At 60.1% G+C, this 11,714-nt stretch carries 12 protein-coding genes and 1 pseudogene; 8 read left to right on the forward strand and 5 right to left on the reverse strand.

Going from position 1 to position 11,714, the window contains the following annotated elements; all coding sequences use genetic code 11:
- Positions 1-54 precede the first annotated feature (54 nt).
- From BLT00_RS07770 to BLT00_RS07790, 5 genes are all read left to right on the forward strand, one after another.
- Positions 55-1,020 carry a sulfonate ABC transporter substrate-binding protein gene (locus BLT00_RS07770; protein ID WP_092149130.1) on the forward strand — a complete coding sequence of 322 codons (966 nt, stop codon included), beginning with the start codon at positions 55-57 and terminating at the stop codon, positions 1,018-1,020.
- Positions 1,021-1,044: 24 nt separating this feature from the next.
- On the forward strand, positions 1,045-2,193 hold the full coding sequence (ssuD, locus tag BLT00_RS07775) for an FMNH2-dependent alkanesulfonate monooxygenase (RefSeq protein ID WP_092149127.1): 1,149 nt from the start codon (positions 1,045-1,047) through the stop codon (positions 2,191-2,193).
- Between the two features lie 7 nt (positions 2,194-2,200).
- Positions 2,201-2,983: an aliphatic sulfonate ABC transporter permease SsuC gene (ssuC, locus tag BLT00_RS07780; RefSeq protein WP_092149124.1), complete on the forward strand. Its 783-nt coding sequence runs from the start codon at positions 2,201-2,203 to the stop codon at positions 2,981-2,983.
- Positions 2,980-3,786, forward strand: a complete 807-nt coding sequence (gene ssuB, locus BLT00_RS07785) for an aliphatic sulfonates ABC transporter ATP-binding protein (RefSeq protein WP_092149120.1) — start codon at positions 2,980-2,982, stop codon at positions 3,784-3,786. Before ssuC ends, ssuB begins: the two co-directional genes overlap by 4 nt.
- Positions 3,787-3,874: 88 nt before the next feature.
- Entirely contained in the window at positions 3,875-4,090 is a 216-nt protein-coding gene (locus BLT00_RS07790) for a TOBE domain-containing protein (protein ID WP_003177394.1), read from the forward strand.
- A gap of 178 nt (positions 4,091-4,268) precedes the next feature.
- Here BLT00_RS07790 and BLT00_RS07795 read toward each other — a convergent pair whose 3' ends face one another.
- From BLT00_RS07795 to BLT00_RS07805, 3 genes are all read right to left on the reverse strand, one after another.
- Positions 4,269-5,240, reverse strand: coding sequence for a CorA family divalent cation transporter (locus tag BLT00_RS07795; protein WP_092149117.1), 972 nt, complete (start codon positions 5,238-5,240; stop codon positions 4,269-4,271).
- 40 nt (positions 5,241-5,280) lie between these two features.
- On the reverse strand, positions 5,281-5,463 hold the full coding sequence (locus BLT00_RS07800; protein ID WP_092149114.1) for a hypothetical protein: 183 nt from the start codon (positions 5,461-5,463) through the stop codon (positions 5,281-5,283).
- Positions 5,464-5,572: 109 nt separating this feature from the next.
- A complete protein-coding gene (locus BLT00_RS07805; RefSeq protein WP_092149111.1) occupies positions 5,573-6,286 on the reverse strand; it encodes an MgtC/SapB family protein in 714 nt (237 codons plus the stop codon).
- Positions 6,287-6,844: 558 nt separating this feature from the next.
- On the opposite strand from BLT00_RS07805, the pseudogene BLT00_RS30885 reads away from it, so the two are divergent.
- Positions 6,845-6,928: pseudogene (locus BLT00_RS30885) on the forward strand (transporter); the annotation flags it as partial.
- 28 nt (positions 6,929-6,956) lie between these two features.
- On the opposite strand, the gene BLT00_RS07810 reads toward BLT00_RS30885, so the two are convergent.
- On the reverse strand, positions 6,957-7,589 hold the full coding sequence (locus tag BLT00_RS07810) for a TetR/AcrR family transcriptional regulator (RefSeq protein ID WP_063323896.1): 633 nt from the start codon (positions 7,587-7,589) through the stop codon (positions 6,957-6,959).
- 286 nt (positions 7,590-7,875) lie between these two features.
- Positions 7,876-9,252, reverse strand: a complete 1,377-nt coding sequence (locus BLT00_RS07820) for a glutamine synthetase family protein (protein ID WP_014340747.1) — start codon at positions 9,250-9,252, stop codon at positions 7,876-7,878.
- A gap of 278 nt (positions 9,253-9,530) precedes the next feature.
- Here BLT00_RS07820 and BLT00_RS07825 point away from each other — a divergent pair, with 278 nt between their 5' ends.
- Both BLT00_RS07825 and BLT00_RS07830 read left to right on the forward strand, forming a co-directional pair.
- Entirely contained in the window at positions 9,531-10,307 is a 777-nt protein-coding gene (locus BLT00_RS07825) for a gamma-glutamyl-gamma-aminobutyrate hydrolase family protein (protein ID WP_092149108.1), read from the forward strand.
- Between the two features lie 40 nt (positions 10,308-10,347).
- A complete protein-coding gene (locus BLT00_RS07830) occupies positions 10,348-11,706 on the forward strand; it encodes a glutamine synthetase family protein (protein ID WP_018610575.1) in 1,359 nt (452 codons plus the stop codon).
- Positions 11,707-11,714 lie beyond the last annotated feature (8 nt).

The following is an 11,714-nucleotide window of genomic DNA, read 5'->3' on the forward strand; positions in this document are numbered from 1 at the left end:
CGCCAACGGCCCAGCAGGTGCAGCCAAAACCCCACAGCAAAAAGGAGAGGCGCCATGCGCACTGTCATTTTGCGTCGCGGGCTGGTCGCTCTGTTTGCTGCGGCTGTGTCCCTCGGCGTCATTACTCAAGCTCAAGCCGAGACCTTGCGGATCGGTTACCAGAAATACGGCACCCTGGTGCTGCTCAAGGCCAAGGGCTCGTTGGAGAAACGCCTCGCCGCCCAAGGCGTGGACGTGCAATGGACCGAGTTTCCCGGCGGCCCGCAGTTGCTGGAAGGCTTGAACGTCGGCTCCATCGACTTCGGCGTGACCGGTGAAACCCCGCCGGTGTTTGCCCAGGCCGCGGGCGCCGATCTGCTCTATGTCGCTTATGAGCCACCGGCACCCACCAGCGAAGCCATCCTCGTGCCCAAGGGGTCGGCCATCCAGTCGGTGCAAGACCTGAAGGGCAAGAAAGTCGCGCTGAACAAAGGCTCCAACGTCCACTACCTGCTGGTGCGGGCGCTGGAAGATGCCGGCCTGGAATATTCCGACATCCAGACCGTGTTCCTGCCTCCGGCCGACGCCCGCGCCGCTTTCGAGCGTGGCAGCGTCGACGCCTGGGTGATCTGGGACCCGTACCAGGCTGCCGCCGAACAGCAATTGCAGGCACGCACCCTGCGTGACGGCAAGGGCATCGTCGATAACCACCAGTTCTACCTCGCCACCAAACCCTATGCGCAAAAGAATCCTCAGGTCATCACGACGCTGGTGGAAGAGGTGCGCGCAGTGGGGGAGTGGTCCAAGGCCAATCCTGACGACGTGACCAAGCAGGTATCGCCGCTGCTGGGCCTGCCGGCGGACATCACCCTGACGTCGGTGAAACGCCAAGGCTACGGGGCGCTGTTTCTCACGCCGGAAGTGGTGGCGGCACAACAGAAAATCGCTGACAGCTTCTACCAGCTCAAATTGATTCCCAAGCCCTTGAGCATCAAGGACGTGATCTGGACGCCGCCGGCGGCCGTTGCGAAAGCGCAGTAATTCGATCCCTTAGGAGACCACTCCATGAGCCTCAATATTTTCTGGTTCCTGCCTACCCACGGTGACGGCCACTACCTTGGCACCGCCGAAGGCGCCCGCGCCGTCGATCACGGCTACTTGCAACAGATCGCCCAGGCAGCGGATCGACTGGGTTTCGGTGGCGTGCTGATCCCCACCGGGCGTTCCTGCGAGGACTCCTGGCTGGTGGCCGCTTCGTTGATTCCCGTGACCCAGCGCCTGAAATTCCTCGTTGCCCTGCGCCCCGGGATCATTTCCCCGACGGTGGCCGCGCGTCAGGCTGCGACCCTCGACCGGTTGTCCGGCGGGCGGGCGCTGTTCAACCTGGTGACCGGCGGCGACCCGGATGAGTTGGCCGGCGACGGCCTGTTCCTTGACCACGAGCAACGCTACCAGGCGTCGGTGGAATTCACCCGTATCTGGCGTCGGGTGCTGGAAGGCGAAACCGTGGATTACGACGGTGAGCACATCAGTGTGAAGGGCGCCAAGCTGCTCTACCCACCGATCCAGCAACCGCGTCCGCCGCTGTATTTCGGCGGCTCGTCGGAAGCCGCCCAGGACTTGGCAGCCGAGCAGGTGGAAATGGTGCTGACCTGGGGCGAGCCGCCAGCAGCCGTCGCGGAAAAAATCCAACAGGTGCGGGCCAAGGCCGCGAAGCTCGGTCGCACCGTACGCTTCGGCATCCGCTTGCATGTGATCGTGCGCGAGACCAACGCCGAAGCCTGGCAAGCGGCCGACCGGCTGATCTCCCACCTGGACGACGAGACCATCGCTCGGGCCCAGGCTTCCCTGGCGCGCTTCGACTCAGTGGGCCAGCAACGCATGGCCGCCCTGCACGGCGGCCGTCGCGACAAGCTGGAAGTCAGCCCCAACCTCTGGGCCGGCGTCGGCCTGGTGCGTGGCGGCGCGGGTACGGCGCTGGTGGGCGATGGCCCGACCGTGGCGGCGCGGGTCAAGGAATACGCCGGGCTTGGCATCGACACCTTCATCTTCTCCGGTTATCCGCACCTGGAAGAGTCCTATCGCGTGGCGGAACTGCTGTTCCCCCACCTGGACGTGGAGCGCCCGGAACTGCCGAAAAGCCAGGGTTATGTGAGCCCGTTCGGTGAAATGGTCGCCAACGATATTCTTCCCAAAGCCGCGTCCCAGAGCTGAGGCGGCCATGAAGAAAATCATCCACAACCTCGCGCCCTGGGCGGTGCCGCTGCTATTGCTGGCGGTATGGCAACTGTCGGTGTCGACCGGTTGGTTATCCACGCGGATCCTGCCAGCACCCGTGGCCGTGATCGAAGCCGGGGTCAACCTGGTGCGCAGCGGCGAGATCTGGACGCACCTGGCGATCAGCGGCTGGCGGGCAGCCGTCGGATTCCTGATCGGCGGCGGCATCGGCCTGGCCCTGGGCTTCATCACTGGTTTGTCGAAATGGGGCGAGCGTCTGCTGGACAGTTCCGTGCAAATGCTCCGGAACATCCCGCACCTGGCGCTGATTCCGTTGGTGATCCTGTGGTTTGGCATTGATGAGTCGGCGAAGATTTTCCTGGTGGCGCTGGGGACGTTGTTCCCGATCTACCTCAACACCTACCACGGCATTCGCAACGTCGACCCGGCACTGGTGGAAATGTCCCGCAGCTACGGTTTGTCTGGCTTGCGCCTGTTTCGCCAAGTGATCCTGCCTGGCGCCCTGCCTTCGATCCTGGTGGGCGTGCGCTTTGCCCTGGGTTTCATGTGGCTGACGCTGATCGTGGCGGAAACCATCTCGGCCAGCGCCGGCATCGGCTATCTGGCGATGAATGCCCGGGAGTTCCTGCAGACCGATGTGGTGGTGTTGGCGATTCTTCTCTACGCCGTGCTGGGCAAATTGGCCGACCTTGCCGCCCGTGGGCTTGAGCGGGTCTGGCTGCGTTGGCACCCGGCCTACCAGGTGGACAAGGGAGGTGCCGCATGACCGCCCAACAACCTCCGCGCCTGCTGCGTGGCATCCCGCTGGCAGTGCGCAAGCTGCAAAAAACCTTCGGTACACGCCAGGTGTTGCGCGATATCGACCTGCATATCCCGGCCGGACAGTTCGTGGCCGTGGTCGGTCGCAGTGGCTGTGGCAAAAGTACCTTGCTGCGGTTGCTGGCCGGTCTCGATCAACCCACCGACGGCCAACTGTCGGCGGGCTCGGCAGCGTTGAGTGCCGCGCAACAGGACACGCGGTTGATGTTCCAGGAAGCGCGTTTGCTGCCTTGGAAAAAAGTCATCGACAACGTCGGCCTTGGACTAAAGGGCAACTGGCGCTCGCAGGCGCTGCAAGCACTGGAAGCCGTCGGTTTGGCCGACCGTGCCCATGAGTGGCCGGCGGCGCTGTCCGGCGGGCAGAAACAACGAGTGGCCCTGGCCCGCGCGCTGATTCATCAGCCACGCCTGTTGCTGCTCGATGAACCCTTGGGGGCGCTGGACGCACTGACCCGCATCGAGATGCAGCAACTGATCGAAAACCTCTGGCAGCAGCACGGCTTTACGGTGTTGCTGGTGACCCATGACGTCAGCGAGGCGGTAGCGATTGCCGATCGGGTGATCCTGATCGAGGACGGCCAGATCGGCCTCGACTTGCCTATCGACCTGCCGCGCCCACGGGTTCGCGGCTCACATCGCCTGGCGAGCCTGGAAACCGAAGTCCTCAACCGCGTGCTGTCCTTGCCCGGCCAACCGCCGGAACCGGAACCCGTTTCACCCTTGCCCACGCAATTGCGGTGGGCGCAGTGAGGCAGTTGCAAGCTTCAAGCTATAAGCGACAAGTCAAAGCAAATCGGCTTTTTACTTGCCGCTCATTTCAACCCCCAGGAGAAATCGTATGACTATCAAAGCCATCAACGTACGCAACCAGTTCAAAGGCACCATCAAGGAAATCGTCGAAGGCGACGTGCTGTCGGAAATCGACGTGCAGACCGCGTCGGGCATCGTCACTTCGGTCATCACCACCCGCTCGGTCAAGGAGCTGGAGCTGGCGATTGGCAGCGAAGTGATTGCCTTCGTCAAATCCACCGAGGTGTCGATCGCCAAGTTGTGAGCGATGGTTCACCCGCAGCCCCGGACGGCGTGAGCCTTTCGGGGTTTTTACTTGCTCAGGCTGCATCAGTTCTGGCGTGTCCAATGAGAGCTTCCTGCACCTTTTTGCAGCCAATCTTCAAGGCAACTGGCGCGTCGAGAAAGATCACGTTCGTCGACGAGCCAGTAAGCACTTTCAACTAGCGCAGCCAACCCTTGCGCTTGATATAAACAAGCGGGAGAACCGCAGCCGAAAGTGTCAGCCCCATTGAATAGATGAAACCGTGCTCCCACGAAAGCTCGGGCATTACCGCGAAGTTCATGCCGTAGAACGTGCCAACCAGGGTGGGCGGCAGGAAAACGGCGGTGATGATGGTGAACACCTTGACGATTTGGTTCTGTTTTATGTTGAGAATGTTCGTCACGGCATTTTGCAGGTACCGTACTTTTTCGTGTTCGAAGTAGGCATGCTCCTTGACGCCCGCAACGTCGGCTGTGAGTTCATTCACAAGGCCCTGCAAATCAGCTTCGGTGGTGTTGTCCACCTCGCTGCTCAGGTATCGCACTGTGCGTGCAAGCGAGAGTTGTGCCTCAATACAGAGAGAGATCAGCTCTTCCTTGTCGTTGAGTGCGCGCATCGTTTCGATCAGGTCCGGTACGCCCAACTCCTTACCATTCGCGTTGTAGCCATCGGAGATTTCGGAGATCTCCTCGGTACTCCTCTCCAACTCGTCGGCAATACGGTCGATGACAGCGTCAGCGCCGTCGTTGGCCATCTGTAGTAACACTCGTAGTATTGCCTTCGGACTTTGGGTATTGGCCGGCTTTCGGCGCAAGCGCTGAAGGGCGACATCAAAAGGGCGGAAGTGCGCGTCATCGCAGAGAATCGCTACCACCTGCTCACCCAAGACAAAGGTCACGCCTCCAAAATGCGGGGTCCCGCTTGCATCCAATGCAAGCAGTTTCGAGCGCATGTACAGAAAATGACCATCCTCTATGACGCTACTGTTTTTCGGGGCGGTTTCGATGCCAAAACGCTGTTGTAGATTCGCGCTTTCTTCGACCGTTGGTGCGTTTACCTCAAACCAAACGACCTCATGATCATGCTCCGGCTGAGGTAGCCCCTGAGCGATGGAAAGTGTTGCGTGATTGTTGATAATGCTGCGGATCATGTCTGATTACTCGTAGATGGGGCATTGTATGAGCAATGCCCTACTTGGACGTTGGATTGAGCTCGCTGTGGGAAGGCGAGGTTGATGATGTCGTGGTTTCCTGGTCCGGTGGCTGCATGTAGTGCACCGCCGTCATGACTATTGCGAGCACCAGATACAACACGATCACCGCAACGATCACTTCGTTCTCAAGGCTGGTGCGGTTTGGCGGCTTCTTTTTCATGGCAAGCTCCTGGGTTCGTCTTTACGGAGGGGAATAAAACCGGAGGACGAGTTGCTGGTGTCTCCGGTGTGTGCTGACGCCGACGGTGCGGCGTATATCGGCAGGGTGTTTACTCGTCTTGCAGATTGCTGTTGAGCAGTTGCCAACGTACAGAACTCACCCCTTTTTCCAGGCTCACCCGGCTGGCCAACTGTTCCAGTTGCGCCGGGCTTGCGGGTGTGCCGATAAGTTCAGCGCGTACTTCGAGTTTGTCCGGGTTGGCCAAGTCTTCACTGTGCAGTGATTGCAAGCGCAGCGCGCTTCCGCTCAAGCCATGCAGGACGAGGGTGCGCACATGCACTTCATCCTCCGCCCGGCAGACAATGTTGAAAGTAAAGCGCTGATCAACTTCAACGGCGGCGGCTGCGCCCTGGCGATTGATACGCTGGGCGGCCTCGCGTAGGAGGATGTTGGCGCAGAGCACCACCAGCGTTCCGATGGCGGCCTCCAGCATATGTCCCATGCCTGACAAAATGCCTATTGCAGCGGAGCACCAAAGCGTCGCGGCAGTATTGAGACCCCGCACATTCAGGCCTTCGCGCATAATCACGCCGGCACCCAGAAAGCCAATGCCTGATACGACTTGAGCGGCTATCCGCGCGGCCCCCGAGCTGTCACCGGTGGCGGTAAGTAGTGAAACCATGACGAACAAGGCCGCGCCGGTCGAAACCAGGGCATTGGTACGCAATCCAGCCAGACGCTGGCGTAGTTGACGTTCGGCACCTACCAGGGCGCCTAGAGTGAGCGCGACGGTCACGCGCAGAAAAAAGATTGTCCAATCCATTATTCACTTCCATACCGACGATTTGTTCGCAGAGCGAACAGAGTTTTGGGAATGGATCGCGAAGGCTGAGCGAAGGCCCACAGATGCGCTAAGCACTTGCGTGCTGGCACTGGGCGAGTTCATGGGGAAGGAGGCTTTGAATCCCGAGCCGGGACCGAAATACCACTATCCGCCGTAAGACGGCAAGACAGTGGCAGAGAGGGGGTCTGCTGGACTAGCTTGCCGTTTTAGCCTGTCGTGATCGACTGGGGTAACTGTCCAAGACTGGACTCCTGTGTGGACTAAAAAGCGGGGGCGAAAGTAAATTCTTTAAATGCAGAAATCAAGAAACAGCCGGGGGGGATTTGTTTCAGTTCGCGTCAGACATTGTCCCCCGGTCGCTATCACCAGCCCCTTGATCAAAGCAAACCGTGCGCAAGACCGAGGCGGGGACCCTTGCACGGAGTTGTGTTCGTTCAGGTTGGTTCTATGACAATTGGCTCCATGGCCAGGGCGAACACGTCGACGTCGTTGGGCAAGCTCGAGACGGCCAGATCGGCTTCGACCTGCCCATCGACCGGCGTCAAGGAGTTGGAATTGGCCATCGGCAGCGAAGTGCTTGCCTTCGTCAAATCCACCGAGGTGTCTATCGCCAAGTTGTGAGCGATGGTTCACCCGAGCGTGGTAACGATCAATCAGAACGCTTGGGCAAATACGGCGGCAGGTACAACCCCAGGTAGGCATCGAATACCCGCATGCCTTCTTCGGCCATGCGCGGTGTGATGTGGCCGTGCTGTTGTATCGAGCGGGCGTAGACGCGGTCGCCCAGTTCCATGGCCAGGGCGAACACGTCGACGTCGCCGGGCAGGGGCGGCAGGGCGAAATGGTGGTCGAACACCTTGTGCATCAAGTCACTCAGCTCAAGGTCGTGTTGGCGGTCGGCCTGGGTGACTTCGGTCAGGCCGTGCTGGGCCAGGATCAGCTGGCGAGCGGCGGCGTCCTGGTTGTAGATGGCGAGCATGCGCTGTTCCACCAGCCGTGACAGGTCGTGCCAATGGTTCAGCGCTGCATGATCGATCGGTGCTTGCAGGCCCGCGCGAAAAGCGGCGTGGACGTCGGCGGTCAGGGCTTCGAGCAGGGCCGGGACGCTGGCGAAAAAATGGTACACGGAGGAGGGCGGGATCCCGGCGCGCTCGGCGACGCTGTAGATCGACAAGCTGGCCACGCCTTCGGCGGCAAGCAGCGTCCGGGCGGCATCGAGAATGGTGTCGATCCGGGCCTGGCTGCGTGCGCGGGGTTTGCGAGGGGTGGCGATGCGCGTCATGGCTGTCTCCTGCGGGGCTGGCGGGCATTGTACGCAGAGCGAGGGGAGGGTCCATAGCGGCGCTTGGGAAGAAAGGCATCCCTGTGGCGAGGGAGCTTGCTCCCGCTGGGCTGCGAAGCAGCCCCGAAGTCAGCCACTGCGGTGCTTCAGGTTGACCGATTAAGCCTTTTTGGGGCTGCTGCGCAGCCCAGCGGGAGCAAGCTCCCTCGCCACAATGGGTGTTGTGAACAGCCAAAAAAAACGCCGCAGCCTTTAGGGCCGCGGCGTTTTTCTTTACAGCAACCCCTTACACGGTATGCAGGTACCAGTTGTACTCGAGGTCGGAGATGGAGTGTTCGAACTCTTCCAGCTCACTTTCCTTGCAGGCCACGAAGATATCGATGTATTTCGGATCGATGTACTTGGCCATGACTTCGCTGTCGTCCAGTTCGCGCAGGGCATCGCGCAAGTTGTTCGGCAGGCTTTGCTCGTTCTGCTCGTAGCTGTTGCCTTCCACCGGCGCACCGGGCTCGATCTTGTTGACCAGGCCGTGGTGCACGCCTGCCAACACGGAGGCCATCAGCAGGTACGGGTTGGCATCGGCACCGGCAACGCGGTGTTCCAGGCGCACGGCATCGGCCGAACCGGTAGGGACGCGCAAAGCCACGGTGCGGTTGTCCAGGCCCCAGGTCGGCGAGTTCGGCACGTAGAACTGTGCGCCGAAACGACGGTAGGAGTTGACGTTCGGGCAGAGGAAAGCCATCTGCGCGGGCAGGGTCTCGAGCACACCGCCGATCGCGTGACGCAGTGCGGCGTTCTGCTCGGGATCCTCGCTGGCAAAAATATTCTTGCCATCTTTATCAAGAATCGAGATGTGGACGTGCAGACCATTACCCGCCTGGCCCGGATACGGCTTGGCCATGAAGGTGGTGTCCATTTCATGGTCGTAGGCGATGTTCTTGATCAGACGCTTGAGCAGGACCGCATAGTCGCAGGCCTTGATCGGGTCGGCCACGTGGTGCAGGTTCACTTCGAACTGCGCCGGAGCACTTTCCTTGACGATGGCGTCGGCGGGAATGCCTTGCTCCTTGGCCCCTTCCAGAATGTCCTGGAGGCAATCGACGTATTCGTCGAGGTCATCGATCAGGTAGACCTGGGTCGAGTGCGGGCGTTTGCCGGAGATCGGCGAGCGCGGCGGTTGTGGGCGTCCATTCACGTTCTCCTGGTCGATCAGGTAGAACTCCAGCTCGAATGCGGCGCAGATGGTCAGGCCCAGTTCATCGAACTTGGTCACGACTTGGCGCAGGACTTCACGTGGGTCGGCGAAGAAAGGCTCGCCTTCGAGTTCGTGCATGGTCATCAACAGTTGCGCAGTAGGGCGCTTCTGCCAGGGTTCATTGCACAGGGTGTCAGGGATTGGATAACAGATCCGGTCAGCGTCGCCGATGTCCAGGCCCAGGCCGGTGCTTTCCACCGTAGAGCCATTGATATCCAGGGCAAATAAAGAGGCCGGCAGGTTGATGCCTTTCTCGTAAACCTTGTGGAGGCTGGTGCGTTCTATGCGCTTGCCGCGCACCACACCATTCATATCCGCAATCAGAAGGTCAACGTACAGAACCTCAGGATGTTCCTTAAGGAACGCGTTCGCTTCGTTAAGCTGAACGGCACGCGGGGGTACCGACATGATGCAACACCTTTGTTGTTAAAAATATCAATCATTGATCTCTTCGAAAGCCAGTCAACCCGAACGGCATGCCGAAGTCAAGCAGGGCCTTTTTTGCCCTAAAAAAGCACCTCAAGGGCTTTTTTGAGGCAATTTGGGGCGTTTTTTTCCCTTTAGAGGGCTTGGCGCCCGCAGGCTTGAGCGGGCCGTGTTGTATTTTTTACGGGGGTGTTGTGTAAAAAAATGAACAAGGCTAAGCTCGATTCAAACCCATAACAGCAATAATACCGGGGTGCTTCATGTCTCGCCTGCCGTTAATCGGCGTCACCACCTGCTCCAGGCAGATTGGTCTGCATGCTTATCACATCAGTGGCGAAAAATATTCCCGGGCTGTCGCAACAGCCGCCAAGGGCATGCCAGTGCTGATCCCGTCCCTGGCGGAGCTGTTCCCGCCGTCCGATATTCTGGACGCCCTGGACGGCATTCTTCTGACTGGCTCTCCTTCCAATGTAGAACCTTTTCATTACCAGGGCCCGGCCAGTGCGCCAGGCACTGCTCATGATCCTGCACGGGACGCCACCACCTTGCCGCTGATCCGCGCCGCTGTCGATGCGGGTATCCCGGTGCTGGGCATTTGCCGAGGTTTCCAGGAGATGAACGTAGCCTTTGGCGGCAGCCTGCATCAGAAAGTTCATGAAGTCGGAACGTTCATCGATCATCGTGAAGACGATACTCAAGCGGTGGATGTCCAATACGGTCCTGCCCATGCCGTACATATCCAGCCTGGTGGTGTACTTGCAGGGTTGGGGTTGCCCCAGCTAATAGAAGTCAACTCGATCCACAGCCAAGGCATCGAGCGCCTGGCACCTGGGTTGCGGGCCGAAGCGGTGGCCCCCGACGGCCTGATCGAGGCTGTTTCGGTGCCAGGAGGCAAGGCTTTTGCTTTAGGTGTGCAATGGCACCCCGAATGGGAGGTAAGCTCTAACCCGCACTACCTTGCGATTTTCCAGGCATTTGGCGATGCCTGCCGAGCAAGGGCAGCACAACGCGACGCCGATGCGTCAAACAACGCCTGACGACTAATAGCCGTCAGGAAACTCACGCCTAGAGGCATTTATGAGTAACAACCTCGACCAGCTCACCGATTGGTTGAAAGACCACAAGATCACAGAAGTCGAATGCATGATTGGCGACCTCACCGGTATCACCCGGGGCAAGATCTCGCCGACCAACAAGTTCATCGCCGAGAAAGGCATGCGCCTGCCCGAGAGCGTTCTGCTCCAGACCGTTACGGGCGACTATGTCGAAGACGACATCTATTACGAACTGCTCGACCCTGCCGACATCGACATGATCTGCCGCCCGGACGAGAACGCAGTATTCCTTGTGCCCTGGGCCATCGAGCCCACAGCCCAGGTCATCCACGACGCTTACGACAAGCAGGGCAACCCCATCGAGCTGTCGCCGCGCAACGTGCTCAAGAAAGTACTCAAGCTCTACGCCGACAAGGGTTGGCAGCCGATCGTCGCGCCGGAAATGGAGTTCTACCTGACCAAGCGCAGCGACGACCCGGACTTTCCGCTGCAACCGCCCGTTGGCCGCTCCGGCCGTCCGGAAACCGGCCGGCAGTCCTTTTCGATCGAAGCGGCCAACGAATTCGACCCGCTGTTCGAAGACGTCTACGACTGGTGCGAACTGCAGGAACTGGACCTCGACACCCTGATCCACGAGGACGGCACGGCGCAGATGGAAATCAATTTCCGTCATGGCGATGCCCTGTCCCTGGCCGACCAGATCCTGGTGTTCAAGCGCACCATGCGCGAGGCGGCACTCAAGCACGACGTGGCTGCCACCTTCATGGCCAAGCCCATGACCGGTGAGCCGGGCAGTGCGATGCACCTGCACCAGAGCATCATCGACAAGGAAACCGGCAAGAACGTCTTCTCCAATGAAGACGGGACCATGAGCGATCTGTTCCTGCACCACATCGGTGGCCTGCAGAAATTCATCCCCGAGCTATTGCCGCTGTTCGCCCCCAACGTCAATTCGTTCCGTCGCTTCCTTCCGGACACGTCGGCGCCGGTGAACGTGGAGTGGGGCGAAGAGAACCGCACCGTGGGCCTGCGCGTGCCGGATGCCGGGCCGCAGAACCGTCGGGTGGAAAACCGCTTGCCGGGCGCCGATGCCAACCCGTACCTGGCGATTGCCGCCAGCCTGCTGTGTGGCTTCATCGGCATGGTCGAAGGCATCAACCCGAGCGCGCCGGTGGTGGGCCGAGGCTACGAACGCCGCAACCTGCGTTTGCCGCTGACCATCGAAGACGCCCTGGAACGCATGGAAAACAGCACCACCATCGAGAAATACCTGGGCAAGAAATTCATCACAGGCTACGTCGCGGTCAAGCGGGCCGAGCATGAAAACTTCAAGCGCGTCATCAGTTCGTGGGAGCGGGAATTCCTGCTCTTCGCCGTCTGAAGCGCCGG

Origin of the sequence: Pseudomonas sp. NFACC51, from assembly GCF_900103575.1 — a bacterium.
Lineage (GTDB): Bacteria > Pseudomonadota > Gammaproteobacteria > Pseudomonadales > Pseudomonadaceae > Aquipseudomonas > Aquipseudomonas fluorescens_Q.